Source organism: Pseudomonas sp. S3_A03 (assembly GCF_054668275.1).
The window spans coordinates 3,365,682-3,385,044 of the sequence record NZ_CP162753.1 but is presented as its reverse complement, the minus strand read 5'-3'; the positions used below and the strand labels follow the sequence as shown (position 1 = coordinate 3,385,044).

The following is a 19,363-nucleotide window of genomic DNA, read 5'->3' as shown; positions in this document are numbered from 1 at the left end:
AACCTTCCTCATAAACGGATGGACAGGCCATCGGCCAAAGACTGGCGGTAGGCGCGCCACGCGGGCACGCTGCCCATCAACAGCGCAGCGCCCAGGATACCGGCGAGCAAGGTCCATTCATATTCGCTCGGCCACGCCATCGGCAGGTCCAGGCCATAGTTGGCCTGCAAATACCCGCGCGAGGCGGCGATGCATACATACAGCAGACCGACGCCTGCGATCACGCCGGACAAGGCCAGGGCGAATGCTTCGAAGATCAGCAACGTAGCGATGTGCCAAGGCCGCGCGCCCACCGAACGCAAAATCGCCATTTCGCGGCGACGTTCGTTGAGGCTGGTGAGGATCGCCGTGAGCATGCCGATCAAACCGGTCAGCACCACGAACAGCGAGATCACGAACAGGGCTTTTTCGGCGGTGCCCATCATGCTCCACAGCTCTTGCAGCGCCACGCCCGGCAGGATCGCCAGCATCGGTTCACCGCGAAATTCGTTGATCTCCCGTTGCAGGGCGAAGGTGGAAATCTTGTTGTTCAGGCCGAGCATGAAGGCGGTGATGGCCTGCGGGGTCAGGTCCATGTTGCGCGCCTGGTCGGCGCTGATGCGGCCTTTGCCCTGGGCCGGCACGCCGTTGTGCCAGTCGATGTGGATGGCTTCCATGCCACCCAGGCTGATGTGCAACGTGCGGTCCACCGGCGTGCCGGTGCGCTTGAGAATGCCGACCACGGTGAACGGTTTGTCATCGTGCTTGACCAGGCTGACCACCGCCACACCGTGGGCCAGTACCAGTTTGTCGCCGAGTTTGTAGTGCAACGCGTCGGCGACTTCGGCGCCGAGTACCACCTCGAACGGGTCGGTGGCGAAGGCGCGGCCGCTGGCCAGTTCGAGGTGTTGTTTGCGCCCGTACTGGTAGTGCGCAAAGTAGGAATCGTTGGTGCCCATCACCCGGTAGCCGCGGTGAGAGTCGCCGAGGGAAATCGGGATCGCCCATTTCACCTGGGGGTTGGCGGCAAAATGCTCGAAGCTGTCCCAGCGGATATTGTTGGTGGCGTTGCCGATGCGAAATACCGAATACAGCAGCAGGTTCACCGAGCCGGAACGCGCACCGACGATCAGGTCGGTGCCGCTGATGGTGCTGGCGAAACTGTTGCGCGCCTCAACGCGTACGCGCTCCACCGCCAGCAACAGGCACACCGACAGGGCGATGGCGAAAGCGGTGAGGATCGCGGTAAAGCGGCGGTTAGCCAGGCTGGCCATGGCTAGACGAAACAAATACATCTCAAACCTCTGCGGGCGTGGCGGCGCGATTGAGTTCGGCCAGCGACAGGTTGCGGTCGAACAACGGCGCCAGGCTCTGGTCATGGCTGACAAACAACAGGCTCGCGCCGGCTTCGCGGCATTCGGCAAATAACAGTTGCAGGAAGGCTTCGCGGGCGTCGTAGTCCAGGGCCGAGGTGGGCTCGTCGGCAATCACCAGTTCCGGTTGGCCGATCAGCGCGCGGGCGGCGGCCACCCGTTGCTGCTGGCCGATGGACAGCGAGTCGGCGCGACGCTCCAGCAGCTCGTTGTCTTTCAACCCCAGGTGCGCAAGCAGGGCGGCGGCGGCCTGGGCCACGCTGCCGTGGCGCTGCCTGGCGCGTTGCGCGCGCAGCTTGGAAAAGTGACAAGGCAACTCGACGTTCTCGCGCACCGACAGAAACGGCAGCAGGTTGAACTGCTGGAAGATATAGCCGGTGTGGTCAACCCGGAAACGGTCGCGGGCGCCGGCCGACAGTGCGGTCAACTCCTGGTCGAGCAGGCGAATGCTGCCCCGGCTGGGTTTTTGCACCCCGCCGAGCAAACCCAGCAAGGTGGTCTTGCCACTCCCGCTGGGGCCTTTGAGAAATAGCGTTTCCCCGCGTTCCAGACGGAACGTGGGGATGTCCAGCAACTGTGGGTGACCGGGCCAGTTGAAGCCCAGGTCAGACAGTTCGATTAAGGCTTGAGTCATTGGGTATCTCAGAACTTCAGGGTGGCTGCCTGGGCCGTCGCATCAACACCCTGCTGGCCGCTTGGGCCGATCAGTTGTACCTGAATTTTCTGGGTGGCGGGGAAGGTCTTGAAGACCTGGCTCAGGTCCAGGTTGCTCAGCGCGGTCGGCGTGGCGCAGGTGAACTGGTAGTGGGCGTGGATTTCGCTGTGGTCGTGGTGATGCTCATGGGCGCCGTCCTTGGCGTCATGGTCATCATCATCGTCGTCGTGGTCGGCCTCGGGTTTGTCGCCGAACAGGGGGCTGTTCAGTTCCTGGCTGCTGACCACGCAACCGGCGGCCTCTGGCAGGTTGAACAGGGCCAGTGGGTTTTCAAGTTGTTTGCGCACGGCGGCGACCTTGGCTTTGTCCGCCGCGCTACTGGCGAGGTGTTCGAAGCCCACCAGGTTCATTGCCGGGCTGTCCAGCTCCAGCTCCAGGGCCTGGCCGTCGAGTGCCGCGTTGAGGCGGCCCACGCCATGTTCGTGGGCACCGAGGCTGCCGTGCTCATGGTCGTGATCATGTTCGTCTGCGGCATGGGCAATGGCCAGTGGCAGCAGGGCAAACGGCAAAGCGAGCAACAGACGGCGCATGAGTACACTCCAGAAGATGAAAGTTTTGTTATGTGATCTTATAACAATATGCCCGAGAGTTTGACCGCCTGCTTGGCGTTGCGCAAGCCGCATGGGAGCATGCCCGTCAGAAAAATGCAGGAGTGAGGACGATGTTGCGAATTCGTGGAACCGTCGGCAACCTGCCGGTGGACTTGACCCTGGAGCTGGACGACGGCGATTGGGCACGGCTGGGCGCGCAGTTGCAGGCGGCGCCCGTGGCCAACACGGCCACCGCGCCGGCGGCACCGGCTAAACACAACGATGAATTATGGCAGAGCGCCCAAGACCTGTTGCGCAACGCCGGGCAGCTCAGCGGCCTGGAACTGCTCGACCGGCTCGAAGGCCTGGCCGGCGACGCCTCGGCGGGTAAGCGCCTGCTCGTGCGCCTGCGCCACAGTGCCAAGGTCAAAGTCGCCAGCGGCGGGGATACGCCGCTGTACAGCTGGGTCGGCGATTAGTACAGCGCAGCGAATAATTTGCGGCGGTATGCAGTGACCAGCGGGTGATCGTTGCCCAGCAACTCGAACACCTGCAGCAAGGTCTTGTGCGGCAGGCCTTCACTGTAGCTGCGGTTGCGGATAAACAATTTGAGCAGTCCTTCCAGCGCCGCGTCGTATTGCTGGCGGGCCAGTTGCTGGATGCTCAGTTGATAGGCGGCTTCATCGTCCTGCGGGTTTTGCGCCAGGCGGCTTTTCAGGTCGGCGGCGTCCGGCAGGTCGGCAGCCTGGCGCAGGAAGGTGATTTGCGCCTTGGCGCCGGCGAGGGCGGCTTTATGGTCATCGCTTTTCACCGCGTCGAGCACGGTCTGGGCTTCACCCAGCTCACCGCGTTCGGCCAGGCAGCGGGCGTACAGAATCAGCGCGGCGGCGTTGCTGTTGTCCTCGCCCAGCAGCGCGACCAGCACGGCTTCGGCATCGCTGATGCGGCCTTCGGCGAACAATGCCTGGGCCTGTTCCAACGGATCTGCCGCCGCGGGCGGTGGCATCTGCACATGCGGCGCGAGCAGCGCGCGCACCGCTGATTCGGGCTGCGCCCCGGCAAAACCGTCGACCGGCTGGCCATCCTTGAACAGCACCACGGTCGGCAGGCTTTGGATGCCAAACCGCGCGACGATATCCTGCTCGGCTTCGCAATCGACCTTGGCCAATAGCAACTCACCCTGATAACTCTCGGCAATCTGCGCCAGCATCGGCATCAACGCCTTGCACGGCGCGCACCACTCGGCCCAGAAATCCACCAATACGGGTTTTTCGAAAGAGTTCTGAATCACGGCCTGGTCGAAGTTGGCGCTGGTGACGTCGAAGATGTACGGCGTGGGCTCACTCATGGGGCGTCTCGAATAAAGCGGGAATGGGGCAACTATAAGGGCTGGCGCCGCGAATGGTACAGGCTCACCTTGCGAAACTCCCAAGGCTCGGCCAGGTCGGGCAGGGTCAGGGCATCCAGGATTTCCAGGCGCTGATAGCTCGGATGCTGGAAGTCTCGCACTCGCGAATCCGCCACCAGCGCTTCGCGGCCACGGGTGAGGAACTGGTCCAGCAGCGGCAGGTTGGCGCGGTCATAGAGCACATCGGCCACCAGGATCAGGTCGAAGCGGTCAGCCTCGGCGAAAAAGTCCGCCGAATAGGTCAATGCCACGTTATTGAGCGCGGCATTTGCGCGGCAAGCGGCTAACGCCAGCGGGTCCAGGTCGCAGGCCACCACTTCCAATGCGCCTGCCTTGACGGCCGCAATCGCAGCCACGCCGGAGCCTGCGCCGAAATCCAGCACGCGTTTGCCGGCGACCCACTCGGGGTTGGCCGCCAGGTAGCGCGCCAATGCCAGGCCGCTCGCCCAGCAAAAGCTCCAGTAGGGCGGTTCGTGCAGGATGCGTCGGGTTTCTTCGGGGCTGAAGGCGCGGTCCATATTGTCGGCATCCAGCAGCCACAACGACAGCTGCGTGCCCGGCAGCGGGCAGGGCACCAAGTGGGCGTCGCCGATCAGCTCGCTCAGCGCGCGCTGCAAGTCCAACGGTGGCGTCATGGTGCCTTGACGAGTTCCAGTGGGCCGGTGGTCTGGGTGATCGCCTGGGTAATGCGCACGGCGGGCAGGTGCAGGATCAACTGGCCAGACTGGCTGGCGCGGCCGCGCAGTTCGACCCGCGCACCGGCCGGGAAGGCCTCGGGGTTGAAGCGCAGGCGGAACGCCAGGGGCTTGCCGTTGCCGGTGAGCACGCTGCTGGCGAGCAATTGTTGTGGGCGTGAACGGTCGTCGATCACCAGCAGGGCCATCTCGACTTCCGCGCCGGCAGGCACGTTGGTCAGGCTGCCATTGATTTCACGCTGGTACGCCGGCAACGGGCCGAGGTCTTCGATCCCTGGGACTTTTTTCTCTTGCGCGGGCACGGGTTGAGGCGTGGACGGTTTGGGGGCTTCGCTGCTGCAGGCGACCAGAACACTGAACAAAGCGAGCAAAACAAAGGGTCGTAACTGCATGTACGGCTCCAAAAAGGACAAAATCCGTGACGTGAAAGGTAACAAACATAATAGCCCGCCTGTATACCGGAAAGGCTATGGCTTGTCTTGCCACGGGGATGCGCTACCATGGCCCTCCCTTTTTTGTTGCCTGCCACCATGCACTGTCCCTTCTGCGGTGCCAACGACACCAAGGTCATTGACTCGCGTCTGGTCGCCGAGGGCGATCAAGTGCGTCGCCGGCGCGAATGCCTGGCCTCTGGCTGCGGTGAACGTTTCACCACCTTCGAAACCGCCGAACTGGTATTGCCGCGCCTGATCAAATCCGACGGCAGCCGCCAGCCCTTCGACGAAGAAAAACTGCGCGCCGGTATGCAGCGCGCCCTGGAAAAACGCCCGGTGAGTGTCGAGCGCCTGGAAGCGGCGCTGGCGCATATCAAGCACAAGCTGCGGGCGACCGGCGAGCGCGAGGTCAAGAGCCTGGTGGTAGGAGAGCTGGTGATGAGCGAGCTGCAAAAGCTCGACGAAGTCGCCTATATCCGTTTCGCTTCGGTGTATCGACGCTTCCAGGACCTCAATGAGTTCCGCGAAGAGATCGACCGCCTGGCCCGTGAGCCTGCCAAACAATGACCTCTGAACAGGCAGTGCTCGACGCCCACTACATGGCCCGCGCCCTAGAATTGGCGCGCAACGGCCTGTACACCACTCACCCCAACCCGCGAGTGGGCTGCGTGATCGTGCGCGATGGGCAGGTGGTCGGTGAAGGTTGGCACGAACGCACCGGCGAACCGCATGCCGAACCCAACGCCCTGCGCGCCGCCGGTGACAAGGCCCGTGGCGCCACGGTGTACGTGACGCTCGAACCGTGCAGCCACCACGGCCACACGCCGCCCTGCGCCGATGCGCTGGTGAGTGCCGGCGTCGCGCGCGTGGTGGCCGGCATGCAGGACCCGAACCCGGAAGTGGCGGGGCGCGGCATGCAGCGTCTGGCCCAGGCCGGGATCGAGGTTCGCAGCGGCGTGCTGGAAGCTCAGGCGCGGGCGTTGAACCCGGGGTTTCTCAAACGTATGGAACATGGCCTGCCGTTTGTGCGGGTCAAGCTGGCGATGAGCCTGGACGGGCGCACCGCCATGGCCAGCGGCGAAAGCCAATGGATCACCGGCCCCGCTGCCCGCGCGGCGGTGCAGCGCCTGCGTGCCGAGGCCAGCGTGGTACTGACCGGCGCCGACACGGTGTTGGCGGACGGCGCCCGCCTGACCGTGCGCGCCGCCGAGCTGGGCCTGGATGCCGCCACCACGGCCCTGGCCATGTCGCGCCCGCCGCTGCGCGTATTGATCGACGGCCGCCTGCGCGTGCCGCTCAATGCGCCATTCTTCAAGGCCGGCCCGGCACTGGTCATTACGTGCGTCACCCCGGAAAACCAGTTTCCCCGTGGCCCCGAGTGCCTGGTGGTGCCCGGCGTGGACGGCCAGGTCGACCTGCGCTCGGCCCTGGTCGCCCTCGCTGCGCGTGGCGTCAACGAGGTGCTGGTGGAAGCCGGCCCAAGCCTGGCAGGCGCATTTGCCCAACAAGGCCTGGTGGACGAATACGTGATTTTCATCGCCGGCAAGTTCCTCGGTTCCGCTGCGCGGCCGTTGCTCGACTGGCCGCTTGAGAAACTGGCCGATGCCCCCCAACTCAAGATCACTGAAGTGCGCGCTGTAGGCGATGACTGGCGAGTCACTGCCATCCCTGTGCCAGCAGCGAGCGTATAATTCCCGGCCTGCGCTTGAGCGTCAGCCCCCGTTTTCAGGAGAACGAAATGTTCACCGGCATTATCGAATCCATCGGCAGCATCCGTGCAATGACCCCCAAAGGCGGCGACGTGCGCCTGCTGGTTGAAACCGGCAAACTCGACCTCGGCGACGTCAAGCTGGGCGACAGCATCGCCGTCAGCGGTGTGTGCCTGACCGTCGTCGAGCTGCCTGGCAACGGCTTTGCCGCCGACGTCAGCCGGGAAACCCTGGACTGCACCGCGATGAACGACCTCAAGGCCGGCAGCCCGGTCAACCTGGAAAAAGCCCTGACCCCCACCACGCGCCTGGGCGGCCACCTGGTCAGCGGCCATGTCGACGGTGTCGGTGAAGTGGTCGCGCGCAGCGAAAACGCGCGCGCCGTGGAATTTCGCATCCGCGCGCCCAAAGAGCTGGCCAAGTACATCGCCCACAAAGGCTCGATCACCGTCGACGGCACCAGCCTGACCGTGAACGCCGTGAATGGCGCCGAATTCGAACTGACCATCATTCCCCACACCCTGAGCGAAACCATCATGGCGTCGTACCAGCCGGGTCGCCGGGTGAACCTGGAAGTCGACTTGCTTGCCCGTTACCTGGAACGCCTGCTGATGGGCGACAAGGCCGCAGAGCCTGCGTCCGGGAACATCACTGAAAGTTTTCTGGCCGCTAACGGCTACCTGAAATCCTGACCAAGGGGGTGCCACGTGGCGCTCAATAGCATCGAAGAACTGGTTGAAGACATCCGCCAAGGCAAGATGGTCATCCTGATGGATGACGAAGACCGCGAGAACGAAGGCGACATCATCATGGCCGCCGAGGCCTGCAAGCCCGAGCACATCAACTTCATGGCCAAGCACGCCCGTGGGCTGATCTGCATGCCCATGAGCCGCGAACGCTGCGAGCTGCTCAAGCTGCCGCTGATGGCGCCGCGCAATGGCTCTGGTTTTGGCACCAAGTTCACCGTATCGATCGAAGCGACCACCGGCGTCACCACCGGTATTTCCGCCGCCGACCGCGCCCGCACCGTGCAAGCCGCGGCCGCGAAGGACGCCAAGGCCGAAGACATCGTCAGCCCCGGCCATATCTTCCCGCTGATGGCCCAGCCGGGCGGCACCCTGGCCCGTGCCGGCCACACCGAAGCCGCCTGTGATTTGGCGCGCATGGCCGGTTTCGAGCCGAGCGGCGTGATCTGTGAAGTGATGAACGACGACGGCACCATGGCCCGTCGCGCCGAACTCGAAGCCTTTGCCGCCGAACATGGCATCAAGATCGGCACCATCGCCGACCTGATTCACTACCGGATGATCCACGAACGTACCGTTCAGCGGATTGCCGAGCAGCCGCTGGACAGCGAACTGGGCCAATTCAACCTGGTGACCTACCGTGATTCGGTGGAAGGCGATGTGCACATGGCACTGACCCTGGGCGCCATCAGCGGTGAAGAACCGACCCTGGTGCGCGTACACAACATGGACCCGCTACGCGACCTGTTGATGGTCAAGCAACCCGGCCGTTGGAGCCTGCGCGCCGCCATGGCTGCGGTGTCCGAGGCCGGCAGCGGCGTGGTGCTGCTGCTGGGCAACCCGGTGGATGGCGACGTGTTGCTGGCGCATATTCGCGAAACTGCCGAGCAGACCCAGGTGAAAACACCGACCACCTACAGCATCGTCGGTGCCGGTTCGCAGATCCTGCGCGACCTCGGGGTGCGCAAAATGCGCCTGATGAGCGCACCGATGAAATTTAATGCGATATCCGGATTCGATCTGGAAGTTGTAGAATACGTGCCCTCCGAATAAAGGCCGGCTATTTTTGCCCCTTGTTCGCGGTTAAATCATCACTGAGGGGCGCACTTTTCGCGTCCCGGCTCTTTAAGAGATTTGTCGAATGACCCTGAAGACCATCGAAGGTACCTTCATCGCCCCCAAAGGCCGCTATGCCCTGGTGGTTGGCCGCTTCAACAGCTTCGTGGTTGAAAGCCTGGTAAGCGGTGCCGTGGATGCCCTGGTTCGCCACGGTGTGAGCGAAAGCGACATCACCCTCATCCGCGCCCCTGGCGCCTTCGAAATTCCACTGGTTGCGCAAAAAGTTGCCCAACAGGGCGAATACGCGGCGATCATCGCCCTGGGCGCGGTCATTCGTGGCGGTACTCCGCACTTCGAATACGTGGCCGGTGAATGCACCAAGGGCCTGGCCCAGGTGTCCATGGAGTTCGGCGTGCCGGTCGCGTTCGGCGTACTGACCGTTGATTCCATCGAGCAAGCCATCGAGCGTTCCGGCACCAAGGCCGGTAACAAAGGCGCTGAAGCTGCCCTGTCCGCCCTGGAAATGGTCAGCCTGCTGTCGCAGTTGGAGGCCAAGTGATTTCCGACGAGAGCGATCAGTTCAACCCTCAGGACCCGCGCCCTGCGGATGCCGGCAAGCCATCCAAGAGCGAAAAGCGTCGTAAAGCGCGTCAGCTCGCGACCCAGGCGCTGTACCAGCGTCACCTGGCAGGCGCTTCGCTGAACGAAATCGAGGCGCAGTTTCGCGTCGATAACGACTTCACCTTCGCCGACCAGAGCTATTTCCACGACATCCTGCACGGTGTGCATGCCAACCTGACCGAGATCGATACAGCCCTGGCGCCCTGCCTGGACCTGACCCTCGAAGAACTCGACCCGGTTGAGCTGTGCGTACTGCGCCTGTCCACCTGGGAGCTGCTCAAGCGCGTCGACGTGCCGTACCGCGTGGTGATCAACGAAGGCATCGAACTGGCGAAAGTCTACGGTTCGACCGACGGCCACAAGTTCGTCAACGGCGTGCTCGACAAGCTGGCCCCGCGCCTGCGTGAAGCCGAAGTGAAGGAACACAAGCGCTAAGTTGCGCTTGAGTCCCGAATGGGTGAGTTTGAGCTGATCCGCACCTACTTCGCCGCCGCGCCCTGTGCGCAGGGTGGCGAAGGCATTGCCCTGGGGATCGGCGACGACTGCGCCTTGCTGGCACTCCCGCCTGGGGAGCAACTGGCAATTTCCACCGATACTCTGGTGGCCGGCGTGCATTTTGCCGACCCCTGCGATCCGTTCCTGCTCGGCCAGCGCTCGCTGGCCGTGGCGGTCAGCGACTTGGCTGCCATGGGCGCCAACCCCCTCGCATTCACCCTTGCCCTGACCACGCCGACGGTCGAAGCCGACTGGCTGCAACGCTATGCCCAAGGGTTGAACGCCATGGCGCAACGCTGCGGTGTGGGCCTGGTGGGCGGCGATACCACGCGCGGGCCGCTCAGCCTGACCCTGACGGTGTTCGGCCGTGTGCCGGCCGGGCAAGCGTTGACGCGGCGCGGTGCGCAACCGGGCGACCTGATGTGTGTCGGCGGCGCCTTGGGCAACGCCGCAGGTGCCTTGCCGCTGGTACTGGGCCAACGCAATGCCGATGCGAGCATTGCCGACCCGCTGCTGGCGCATTACTGGTCGCCGCAACCGCAATTGGCGCTGGGCCTGGCGCTGCGGGGCAGGGCGACAGCCGCCATGGATATTTCGGACGGTTTGTTGGCCGATTGCGGGCATATCGCCAAGGCGTCGGGCGTAAGCCTGTTGATCGAGCGTCAGCGCTTGCCGTTGTCCGAGGCCTTGCTCGCGTTTTTGGGGGATGAGCAGGCCAGGGTGGCCGCGTTAAGCGGCGGCGACGACTATGTGCTGGCGTTCACCCTGCCGCCCGTCGAGTTGGCGCCGTTACTGGCCGCCGGCTGGCCGGTGCATGTTATCGGCCGCGTCGAGGCCGGGCAGGGCGTAACGCTGCTTGATGCCGGCGGGCAAGACATCACTCCCGCTCTGCGTGGTTATCAACATTTTGGCCAGACGCCCTGAATCGGTGTGCTGGGCTACCCTCTATAACGTCATTACCGATGCAAGGCTTTGCAGGAGGTCGTACCGATGCACGTGCGCCGCTGGCTGCTGATACTGCTGTGTGTCGTTTCGACCTGTGGGCGGGCAGAGGATAGCGCGGTGCCTCCCGGCAACGTCATGTTGGCCAGTGAGGCCTGGGACGACTACACCAATGCCGACGGCAGCGGCCTGGCCTGGGACGTATTGCGACGGGTATTCGAACCGGCCGGGATCACCTTGCACACCCGCATCGAGCCCTACACCCGCTCCGTGGGCCTGGCCCAGTGCGGTGAAGTGGACGGCTGGGTCGGTTCTTACCGCGATGAGGTCAAGGGCGTGCTGTACCCGCGCTGGAACTTCGACTCCGACCGGATCTATGCCCTCGGGTTGGCCTCCTCACCGACGCCGAGCGCGGCAACGCTGGGCGACTACCGCCTGGCCTGGATGCGCGGTTACAAGTACGAAGGGTATTTGCCTAACATGCGGCGCTTTAAACAGATCGAGCGACGCGAGGGCATTTTGCCGATGCTCCAGCATGGCCGTGCCGACTTCTACATCGATGCCCTCGCCGAAGCCAACGAGGTTCTCAGCCAGGCGCAAGACCCCGCCACATTCCGGCTTACTCACATCATCGACTTGCCGCTCTACGTAGGTTTTGCCGATACCGAACGCGGGCGGGCATTGCGCACGGTGTTCGACCAGCGCATGGCCGTCCTGGTAAAAAGTGGCGAGCTCAAGCCGATCTTCCAGCGCTGGAAACTGCCGTATCCGTTCTAACCTGCATAGAACCGGGACGAAGGCCAATCAAACCGATTGATCTTTATCAGCGATCATTCAGCTTAAGCGTCTGTAGGAACCTGCTGTTACAATGCCCGCCTCTGTGAAATCTGAAATCAGGAGCACACGGTGCCCGTCGTTTTCGTCGCTGCTTCCAAGCTGCCTACCCCTTTTGCCACGTTCACCATGAATGGCTTTCTCGAAGAAGCCACTGGCCGCGAGCACGTTGTGCTCAGCCTGGGCGATATCGCCGATGGCGCGCCGGTGCTGGGGCGAGTGCACTCCGAGTGCCTGACCGGCGATGCGTTGTTCAGCCAGCGCTGTGACTGCGGCTCGCAACTGGAAGCCGCCATGCGCGCCATCGCCCGTGAAGGCCGTGGTGTGCTGCTGTATTTGCGCCAGGAAGGCCGTGGTATTGGCCTCATGAACAAGATCCGCGCCTACGAGCTGCAAGACGGCGGCGCCGATACCGTCGAGGCCAACGAGCGCCTGGGCTTCGCCGCCGACCAGCGTGACTACGCGATCTGCCTGCCGATGCTGGAACATCTGGGCGTGGAGATCCTGCGCCTGATGACCAACAACCCGCGCAAGGTCAAAGCCTTGACCGAAATGGGCATCACCGTGGCCGAGCGCGTGCCGCTGCACACCGGGCACAACCCGCACAACAAGCTCTACCTGGCCACTAAAGCCAGCAAGCTCGACCACATGATGGGCAATGAGCACCAAGGCGAGGTCGATCGCGCGTGACCCGTGGCCAGGTAAAGCGACGACTGTCCTTCAACTGGTGGCAATACCTGGCCCTCGCGCTGCTGCCATTGTTCGTGATCAACCTGGTGTTCGGCCGCGCCGAAGCCCTGCTGCCGGTGCTGGCCATGCCGTTCTTTATCGCCGGCGTGGCTTCGATGTTTCTCAGCCTGCGCTTCTTTAACGGCTATAAACACGCGTTGATCGCGACCTCCAAAGCCCTCGATACCCCTGAAGAACCGGCGGCCTGGATCACCTTGGCGGCGCGTCGTCGCATGGCGTTGCTGGTGGCGGCGCTCCCGGCCTGGGTCGGTGCGTTGGCGGTGTTTGTCGGCCTGGAGGCGGTACCGCTGTTTTTGCTGGCGCTGTCGACGCTGGTGCTGTTTTACCTCTATCGCATTCCGCGTCAGTTGGGATGATGCGCCACTGGCTGGCGGTTCTGCTGCTGGCATTGGGTACCCAGGCCTCGGCAGCCGAGCGGGTGGTGAGCCTGGCGCCGTCGCTTTCTGAAATGGTGCTGGAGCTGGGGGCCGCCGACCTGCTGGTGGGCGTGCTCGATGGCGGTGAGCGGCCGGCCGCGTTGACGCAGGTGCCGTCGGTGGGCGATTACGGCCAGTTGAATATGGAGCGCCTGCTCAGCCTCAAGCCCGACTTGATCCTGCTATGGCCTGGCAGCCTCGGCCCGGCCCAGCGTGAGCAGCTGCAACGCCTGAATATTCCCGTCTATACCGCTGACCCCCATAACCTTGAACAACTGACCACTCAGGTCGAAGCCATTGCCCAACAGCTGAATCGGGCCGAAGCCGGTCGCCAGTTGGCCGCCCAACTGCGCCAGCGCCTGGCCGAGTTGCGCCGACGTTATCAGCGCGCCGCGCCGTTGCGGGTGTTTTACCAAGTGTGGGACCAGCCGCTCTACACCGTTGGTGGTGGGCAGATCATCAGCGATGCGTTGACGGTCTGCGGTGCGCGCAACGTGTTCGACGACCTCGCGCTGCCTGCGCCGCAGGTCAACCTCGAGTCGGTGTTGCAGCGTGATCCCGAGGTCATCCTGGCCGCAGATCAGCCACAGCTGGATGCCTGGAAGGCCTGGCCCCAAGTGAGCGCGGTTGCGACCGGGCGATTACTGCAGGTGCCGGACAAAGGCCTGGAGCGGCCGAGCGCTCAGATGGTGGAGGCAGTGGCGAAGCTGTGCCAATTGATTGCGCCACAGCGCTAGCCTGAGCCTGGGCATTTTCCGACGGGTTATTAAGACCTGAACGTCGGCTTCACCGACAGGCGCGCCTAAGGCTTCATCACCTGTGCCGAGGCAATCAAAGCGGGTTACCTGAGCGACAACGAACCTATGCGCCAGGTCTATTGAGTCGAGTCGCTACAGGTGGGGCGTCCACGTGAGCCCCAACAGCCAGGTGCGGCCCTCTTCGCGGTAGTCGTGGTTGTTGGAAAAGTCCGCTGCGTCATAGCTGTAGCGGGCCCGCGCATAGCGGCGGTCCAGCAGGTTGTCGACTTTCAACGACACACTGACATCATGATTGATCGCCCAACTGCTGCGCAGACCGAGCAGCGCATAGCCGCCCAGACGGTTGCGGTTGTCTTCGTCGTCATAGCTGCGGCTGATTGCCTGCCAGTTGGCGCCCACCCCGAATCTGTCGAATTGCCGGTCCAGGTCCAGGCTCAACGTGCGCCGTGCGCGGCGGGCCAGGGTATGGCCGCTGTCGCGGTCACGCGGGTCGATGATCGAAAGCCCGAGGTTGCCCTGCCAGCCGAATAACGTCTGCTTGAGCGCCGCTTCAAAGCCATTGATGCGCGCCGACGCCACGTTCTGCGGCTTGCCGGAGCTGTCGAGGATAATCGCATCGCTCAAATCGGTGCGGTACAGCGAGGCTTCCAGCTGCGTGCTATCCGTCAGTTGACTGCGCCATTGCAGCTCGTAGCTTTTTGAGGTTTCGGGCAGCAGGTTGGGGTTGCTGTACTTCGTGTCCGGGTAATACAGGTCATTGAAGGTCGGCGCGCGAAAGCCTTCGCTGTAGGTCAGCAGCAGGTCATTGTCGGGGTTGATTGGCAAGGTCAGGGTGCCGCTCCAGCTGTTCTGGCTACCGAGCTGTTGGTTCTGGTCGCGGCGCAGGCCCAGTTCGGTGGAGAACCACTCGCTGCGGAAGCGGTGCTGCACAAATGCGGCGCGGTTCCAGCGGCTGTTTTCGCTGAAGGTGGTAGAGCCGTGGAAGCGGTCTTCGTACCAGTCGCCTCCAAGGATCAGGCGGTTTTGCTCGTCCAGCGTCAGATCGTTTTGCCAGTTGACCGAGTCGCGGTAGGTGTTGAATACGCTGAATTCATCACTGAGCGTATCGCGCTTGGTGTCGCGGTTTTCGCTGTGGCCCAGTTCCAGGCGCGACTGCCAGCGCTCACTGAGCGTGGCGTCCAGATAGCCGCTGGCGCTGCTCACGGCGTAATCGGTGTAGGGCTTTTGCCCCAACGTCTGCCCGCTGGCGGCGTCATAGCGACCGAAGCTGTTGTCGTATTCCGACTTGCCACGGTTATCCAGCAGGTTGAATCCCGCCTCCAATTCATCGCTGAACGAATGACTGAGGTTCAGGCTGATCGACTGGTTGCGATAGGCATCATGGTCGCCGTCGCTGGGGAAGGATCGGTGGGTTGAGTTGATACCGGCGGTGTCATCCAGGCTCGCCCCGAGGTTGAACCGCGTGCGTGCGTCGCCGCCCGACAGCCCCAGGCTGCGCTCCCAGGTCTGGCGGCTGCCAACACCCAGTTTCAGGCGCGGTTGCAGACCTTGTTCGGCGTTGCGCCGGGTGAACAGCTGGATCACCCCGCCGATTGCATCGCTGCCGTAGATCACCGAACGTGAGCCGCGCAGCACTTCCACACGCTCAATTTGGTCGACATTCAGGTATTGCAGGCCGCTGTCGCCGGACGTGGCGTTGGCGATGCGTTGGCCGTCCACCAGCACCAGGCTCTGGGCGGATTTGGTGCCGCGCAGGTAAATCCCCGGCAGGCTGCCGCGCCCGCCGGTGGGTGCCACTTGTACGCCGGGAACGCGGCTGAGCAGGTCGGCGAGGCTGGTGGGTTGCAGGCGGTCGATGTCGTCGCGGGTGAAGACGGTGTTGGCCGCACTGCTGTCATTGCGCGCCTGGACCTGGCGGTTGGCGCTGATGACCACATCGGGGAGTTTGAGGGCGGCGTCGCGGGTGTCGGCGAGCAGGTCGGGTGCGGGGAGAAGCAGCAGGGGCAGGGCGAGGCGCAGGCGGTTCATGGGTTGTACGTGGCTTTTAAAATTGACACAAAACCAAGGGTGGGAGGGGCAAGCCCCTCCCACCTTTCAGGTCCCGGTTTCTACAGGCCCAGCATCGCCATGCGCTCGCGCACCGAAGCCTCGATCCCTGCTTCATCCAGCCCACATTCCGCCAGCATCTGCGCCGGTTTGGCATGTTCGACATACACATCCGGCAAGCCCAGGTGCAGCACCGACTTGAGGATGTTTTCCCGCGCCAAAAACTCACTGACCGCCGCACCGGCACCGCCCATGATGGCGTTTTCTTCGACGGTCACCAGCAATTCATGGCTGCCGGCAATCTCACGAACCAGGGTTTCATCCAGCGGTTTGACGAAGCGCATGTCGACCACGGTTGCGTCGATCTTCTCGGCGACTTTCAACGCTTCGGCCAATTGCACGCCGAACACCAGGAACGCGACCTTGCTGCCTTGGCGCCGCACGATGCCTTTGCCGATCTCGATTGGCTCCAGGTGTTTTTCGATTACGGCATTCGGGCCGTTGCCGCGCGGGTAGCGCACGGCGGCCGGGCCGTTGTACAGGTGACCGGTGCTGAGCATCTTGCGCAGTTCGTTTTCGTCGCTCGGCGTCATCACCAGCATGCCGGGGATGCAGCGCAGATAAGACAAATCGAAGCTGCCGGCGTGGGTCGGGCCGTCTTCGCCGACTAAACCGGCGCGGTCGATGGCGAACAGCACATCGAGGTTTTGCACCGCGACGTCATGTACCAACTGGTCATAACCGCGCTGCAAGAACGTGGAATAGATCGCCACCACCGGCTTGGCGCCCTCACAGGCCATGCCGGCAGCGAAGGTGACCGCGTGCTGCTCGGCAATGGCCACGTCGAAGTAGCGCAGCGGGAAACGCTCGCTGAACGCCACCAGGTCGGAGCCTTCCTTCATCGCCGGGGTGATGCCGACCAGGCGCGGGTCGGCGGCGGCCATGTCACACAGCCATTCGCCGAACACACCGGAATACTTTGGCCCGCTGGGCTTTTTCGGCGCGGCGGCGGGGGCGTCCAGTGGTTCGAGCTTGGTGATGGCGTGGTAACCAATTGGGTCGACTTCCGCCGGGGCGAAGCCTTTGCCCTTCTTGGTAACGATGTGCAGGAACTGTGGGCCCTTGAGGTCGCGCATATTGCGCAGCGTGGCGATCAGGGTGGGCAGGTCATGACCGTCGATCGGGCCGATGTAGTTCCAGCCCAGCTCCTCGAACAGCGTGCCGGGTACCAGCATGCCCTTGGCATATTCTTCGGTGCGCCGGGCAATTTCCCACGCACCGGGCAGGCGCGACAGCACTTTCTTGCTGCCTTCGCGCATGCTGGCGTAGGTACGGCTGGAGAGAATTTTTGCCAGGTAATTGGACAAGCCACCGACGTTGCGCGAAATCGACATGTCGTTGTCGTTGAGGATCACCAACATGTTGGCGTCCACTTCCGGCGCATGGTTCAGCGCTTCAAACGCCATGCCGGCGGTCAGCGCGCCATCACCGATCACAGCAATCGCCTTGCGATCGCTGTTTTGCAGACGGGCGGCAATGGCCATGCCCAGCGCTGCGCTGATCGAGGTGCTGGAGTGGCCGACGCCAAAGGTGTCGTACTCGCTCTCGGAGCGACGCGGGAAGGCGGCGACGCCGTCCTTCTGGCGCAGGGTGCTCATGCGCTCGCGGCGGCCCGTGAGGATTTTATGCGGATACGCCTGATGACCCACGTCCCACACCAGCCGGTCGTCCGGCGTGTCGAACACGTAATGCAAGGCGATCGTCAGCTCGATGACGCCCAGGCCCGCGCCGAAATGCCCACCGGTCTGGCCGACCGTGTAGAGCAATTCCAGGCGCAGTTCATCGGCCAGGGTTTCCAGCTCGGCTTCACCCAGTCGACGCAGGCCGTCCGGCGTGGCAGCACGGTCGAGCAGGGGCGTGGACGGGCGCTTGCGGGGAATCTCTTGAAACGTCGTGGGCATCAGGCGAATCGTTATAGGTATAAGAAGAGGCGGCAGTTTACCTCAAGCATCGCAAACTGCCCACGCAGAGCACCGAAGTTGGCCGATATGCGGCCTTTATCAGTGGCGGCGTTCGACGATATACCGCGCCAGGTCACGCAATGGCTCGGCTGCCGCGTCGAATGGTCGCAGGGCGTCCAGGGCCTGATCGCGCAGTTCCAGGGCATAGGCCTTGGCGGCTTGCAGGCCGAGCAGTGCCGGATACGTCGGTTTATCCCGTGCGATATCGGCACCCTGGCGTTTGCCCAGGGTTGCGGTGTCACTTTCTACGTCGAGAATGTCGTCCTGCACCTGGAACGCCAGGCCGATGGCTCGGGAATAGGTCTGCAACGCCGCCAATTGGGCCGCGTCGGCACGACCACTGGCCAGGGCGCCCAACTGCACGGCGGCCTCGATCAGCGCGCCGGTCTTGTGGCGGTGCATGTGTTCGAGGGCGGTTTGATCCAACTTGAGGCTGACCGAGCCCATGTCGATCGCCTGCCCCCCGACCATGCCGGCCGGACCGGCGGCCAGGGCCAGGTCGGTGACCATGCGCAGACGGATCTCGGCGTTGACACTGCTCAGGCGCGGGTCCAGCAAGGCACTGAACGCCAGGCTTTGCAGGCCATCGCCGGCCAGAATCGCATAGGCTTCGTCAAAGGCTTTGTGGGTGGTCGGCTGGCCGCGACGCAGATCGTCATCGTCCATCGCCGGCAGATCGTCGTGCACCAGGGAATAGGCGTGGATCAACTCCACCGCACACGCCGCACCATTGGCCTGCTCGGCGGGCGCGCCCAGTGCTTCGCAGGCCGCATACGCCAGCAACGGGCGTACACGCTTGCCGCCATTCATCACGCTGTAGCGCATGGCCTCGTATAAACGCTTCATTTCCGGGCTTGGCGCAACAAACAAGGGCTCCAGCGCCGCATTCACCCGGGCTTGGCTACTGGCCTGGTACGCGTCGATCATTCCGGCTGTTCCGCATCGAAAGGTTCCTCGGCCAACTCGCCGTCACGCTCGAGCAACACCTGCACCTTCTGCTCGGCCTGCGCCAACGCGCTCTGGCAGTCACGGGTCAGGCCGATGCCTTGCTCAAACGCTGTCAGCGAGTCCTCCAGCGACAACTCGCCGTTCTCCAGACGCTCGACCAGGGTTTGCAGATCGGCGAGGGATTGTTCGAAATCGAGTGCAACTTTTTTGCGGGCCATGGCGGCTATTCCGGTAGACGGTAAACCGGCGCGACACTAGCAGACATGGGGGATGGGGGCAAATGAGTGGGGTGTCAGCGGTCCGCTGTATTGATCTGATAACGCGTGCTGCGGCCGCCTCCGGGGAGGCGGATCAGGCAGTTTTTTTGCCGTCATCGAACGGATGCAGCGTGGCAAACCAGAAATGCGCCACCAACGAGGAGCGAACGGAGCCAACATTCAGTTGCTCACCTTCGATCGCAGAAGTAGTCAGGACATTTTGCAGCAACGCATCCAATTCATTTTGCGCACTGACGGCCTGAGGCACGGAACCCAGCATGCCCAGCAGCCGACCTTTAGGGCTTGCCCGTATTCGCGTAATGAAGACGGCCAGTCGATGTGTTGCCAGATCCAGTGTGGATGGTCCATGAACGGACGCCTGGGTGCGTGAGCCGAATAGAGAGGTTATTCGGCTCGTCGGCTATGGCGACGCTTTATCGCAACGAAATAATTGCGGGTCGACGAACGGATGCTCGTAGTAGAAGTTGCTGCGTTTGTAAGAAAAATAATGAATTATCGTCGTTATCTAGAAATAGAAAAAAATCCCAGTTTTTCTGACGATTGCTACTTCGTTTATGTGAATCAGTTTTTTCAATAGGTCAGGGGCCGCTGGTAGGGAGGAGTTTC

General features: G+C 63.1%; 22 protein-coding genes and 1 pseudogene. 12 read left to right on the top strand and 11 right to left on the bottom strand.

Annotation, left to right across the window (positions count from 1 at the left end; translation table 11 throughout):
* Positions 1–8 precede the first annotated feature (8 nt).
* From AB4O25_RS15385 to AB4O25_RS15375, 3 genes are read right to left on the bottom strand one after another with little or no spacing between them, the layout of a single operon-like run.
* Positions 9–1,274 (bottom strand): ABC transporter permease, encoded by a 1,266-nt coding sequence (locus AB4O25_RS15385; RefSeq protein ID WP_065879162.1) that lies wholly within the window; start codon positions 1,272–1,274, stop codon positions 9–11.
* A gap of 1 nt (position 1,275) precedes the next feature.
* Positions 1,276–1,986 carry an ABC transporter ATP-binding protein gene (locus AB4O25_RS15380; RefSeq protein WP_068934173.1) on the bottom strand — a complete coding sequence of 237 codons (711 nt, stop codon included), beginning with the start codon at positions 1,984–1,986 and terminating at the stop codon, positions 1,276–1,278.
* 8 nt (positions 1,987–1,994) lie between these two features.
* Positions 1,995–2,597 carry a DUF2796 domain-containing protein gene (locus tag AB4O25_RS15375; protein WP_065879163.1) on the bottom strand — a complete coding sequence of 201 codons (603 nt, stop codon included), beginning with the start codon at positions 2,595–2,597 and terminating at the stop codon, positions 1,995–1,997.
* A gap of 131 nt (positions 2,598–2,728) precedes the next feature.
* Here AB4O25_RS15375 and AB4O25_RS15370 point away from each other — a divergent pair, with 131 nt between their 5' ends.
* Positions 2,729–3,076, top strand: a complete 348-nt coding sequence (locus tag AB4O25_RS15370; protein ID WP_065879164.1) for a hypothetical protein — start codon at positions 2,729–2,731, stop codon at positions 3,074–3,076.
* Here the strand turns inward: AB4O25_RS15370 and trxA are convergent.
* The 3 genes from trxA to AB4O25_RS15355 are packed head-to-tail and all read right to left on the bottom strand — an operon-like array spanning position 3,073 to position 5,092.
* Entirely contained in the window at positions 3,073–3,945 is an 873-nt protein-coding gene (trxA, locus tag AB4O25_RS15365) for a thioredoxin (protein ID WP_017525981.1), read from the bottom strand. The genes AB4O25_RS15370 and trxA overlap by 4 nt on opposite strands.
* Positions 3,946–3,977: 32 nt before the next feature.
* Complete coding sequence (locus AB4O25_RS15360; protein ID WP_065879165.1) at positions 3,978–4,640, bottom strand: class I SAM-dependent methyltransferase; 663 nt, start codon at positions 4,638–4,640, stop codon at positions 3,978–3,980.
* Positions 4,637–5,092, bottom strand: a complete 456-nt coding sequence (locus tag AB4O25_RS15355; protein ID WP_017525983.1) for a YbaY family lipoprotein — start codon at positions 5,090–5,092, stop codon at positions 4,637–4,639. Before AB4O25_RS15355 ends, AB4O25_RS15360 begins: the two co-directional genes overlap by 4 nt.
* Before the next feature lie 138 nt (positions 5,093–5,230).
* Between AB4O25_RS15355 and nrdR the strand changes: the two genes are divergently transcribed.
* The 11 genes from nrdR (at position 5,231) to AB4O25_RS15300 (ending at position 13,443) form a co-directional block, all read left to right on the top strand.
* The gene (gene nrdR / locus AB4O25_RS15350) at positions 5,231–5,701 is read left to right on the top strand and encodes a transcriptional regulator NrdR (protein ID WP_026067112.1); all 471 of its coding nucleotides are present in this window, start codon (positions 5,231–5,233) and stop codon (positions 5,699–5,701) included.
* Positions 5,698–6,825, top strand: a complete 1,128-nt coding sequence (gene ribD, locus AB4O25_RS15345) for a bifunctional diaminohydroxyphosphoribosylaminopyrimidine deaminase/5-amino-6-(5-phosphoribosylamino)uracil reductase RibD (protein WP_116079165.1) — start codon at positions 5,698–5,700, stop codon at positions 6,823–6,825. Before nrdR ends, ribD begins: the two co-directional genes overlap by 4 nt.
* Before the next feature lie 47 nt (positions 6,826–6,872).
* On the top strand, positions 6,873–7,535 hold the full coding sequence (locus tag AB4O25_RS15340) for a riboflavin synthase (RefSeq protein ID WP_017525986.1): 663 nt from the start codon (positions 6,873–6,875) through the stop codon (positions 7,533–7,535).
* Positions 7,536–7,550: 15 nt separating this feature from the next.
* Positions 7,551–8,642 carry a bifunctional 3,4-dihydroxy-2-butanone-4-phosphate synthase/GTP cyclohydrolase II gene (gene ribBA, locus AB4O25_RS15335; RefSeq protein ID WP_017525987.1) on the top strand — a complete coding sequence of 364 codons (1,092 nt, stop codon included), beginning with the start codon at positions 7,551–7,553 and terminating at the stop codon, positions 8,640–8,642.
* A gap of 88 nt (positions 8,643–8,730) precedes the next feature.
* Positions 8,731–9,207 carry a 6,7-dimethyl-8-ribityllumazine synthase gene (gene ribH / locus AB4O25_RS15330; protein ID WP_003194576.1) on the top strand — a complete coding sequence of 159 codons (477 nt, stop codon included), beginning with the start codon at positions 8,731–8,733 and terminating at the stop codon, positions 9,205–9,207.
* On the top strand, positions 9,204–9,704 hold the full coding sequence (gene nusB / locus AB4O25_RS15325) for a transcription antitermination factor NusB (protein WP_017525988.1): 501 nt from the start codon (positions 9,204–9,206) through the stop codon (positions 9,702–9,704). The genes ribH and nusB overlap by 4 nt, the downstream gene beginning before the upstream one ends.
* Before the next feature lie 18 nt (positions 9,705–9,722).
* Positions 9,723–10,688: a thiamine-phosphate kinase gene (gene thiL, locus AB4O25_RS15320; protein WP_065879167.1), complete on the top strand. Its 966-nt coding sequence runs from the start codon at positions 9,723–9,725 to the stop codon at positions 10,686–10,688.
* Positions 10,689–10,754: 66 nt separating this feature from the next.
* The gene (locus AB4O25_RS15315; protein ID WP_065879168.1) at positions 10,755–11,483 is read left to right on the top strand and encodes a substrate-binding periplasmic protein; all 729 of its coding nucleotides are present in this window, start codon (positions 10,755–10,757) and stop codon (positions 11,481–11,483) included.
* Positions 11,484–11,612: 129 nt separating this feature from the next.
* Positions 11,613–12,230 (top strand): GTP cyclohydrolase II, encoded by a 618-nt coding sequence (gene ribA / locus AB4O25_RS15310; RefSeq protein ID WP_460149740.1) that lies wholly within the window; start codon positions 11,613–11,615, stop codon positions 12,228–12,230.
* Positions 12,227–12,646 (top strand): MFS transporter, encoded by a 420-nt coding sequence (locus tag AB4O25_RS15305; RefSeq protein ID WP_460149738.1) that lies wholly within the window; start codon positions 12,227–12,229, stop codon positions 12,644–12,646. Before ribA ends, AB4O25_RS15305 begins: the two co-directional genes overlap by 4 nt.
* On the top strand, positions 12,643–13,443 hold the full coding sequence (locus AB4O25_RS15300) for a cobalamin-binding protein (RefSeq protein WP_460149736.1): 801 nt from the start codon (positions 12,643–12,645) through the stop codon (positions 13,441–13,443). The genes AB4O25_RS15305 and AB4O25_RS15300 overlap by 4 nt, the downstream gene beginning before the upstream one ends.
* Before the next feature lie 153 nt (positions 13,444–13,596).
* On the opposite strand, the gene AB4O25_RS15295 is transcribed toward AB4O25_RS15300, so the two are convergent.
* From AB4O25_RS15295 to AB4O25_RS15275, 5 genes and pseudogenes are all read right to left on the bottom strand, one after another.
* Positions 13,597–15,492: a TonB-dependent receptor plug domain-containing protein gene (locus AB4O25_RS15295; RefSeq protein ID WP_460149734.1), complete on the bottom strand. Its 1,896-nt coding sequence runs from the start codon at positions 15,490–15,492 to the stop codon at positions 13,597–13,599.
* 80 nt (positions 15,493–15,572) lie between these two features.
* Positions 15,573–17,471 (bottom strand): 1-deoxy-D-xylulose-5-phosphate synthase, encoded by a 1,899-nt coding sequence (gene dxs / locus AB4O25_RS15290; RefSeq protein WP_065879172.1) that lies wholly within the window; start codon positions 17,469–17,471, stop codon positions 15,573–15,575.
* 99 nt (positions 17,472–17,570) lie between these two features.
* Positions 17,571–18,458, bottom strand: coding sequence for a (2E,6E)-farnesyl diphosphate synthase (ispA, locus tag AB4O25_RS15285; protein ID WP_017525996.1), 888 nt, complete (start codon positions 18,456–18,458; stop codon positions 17,571–17,573).
* Positions 18,455–18,697 carry an exodeoxyribonuclease VII small subunit gene (locus tag AB4O25_RS15280; protein ID WP_003176346.1) on the bottom strand — a complete coding sequence of 81 codons (243 nt, stop codon included), beginning with the start codon at positions 18,695–18,697 and terminating at the stop codon, positions 18,455–18,457. The genes ispA and AB4O25_RS15280 overlap by 4 nt, the downstream gene beginning before the upstream one ends.
* Positions 18,698–18,890: 193 nt before the next feature.
* Positions 18,891–19,105, bottom strand: a pseudogene (locus AB4O25_RS15275) (DUF4172 domain-containing protein); the annotation flags it as partial.
* Positions 19,106–19,363 lie beyond the last annotated feature (258 nt).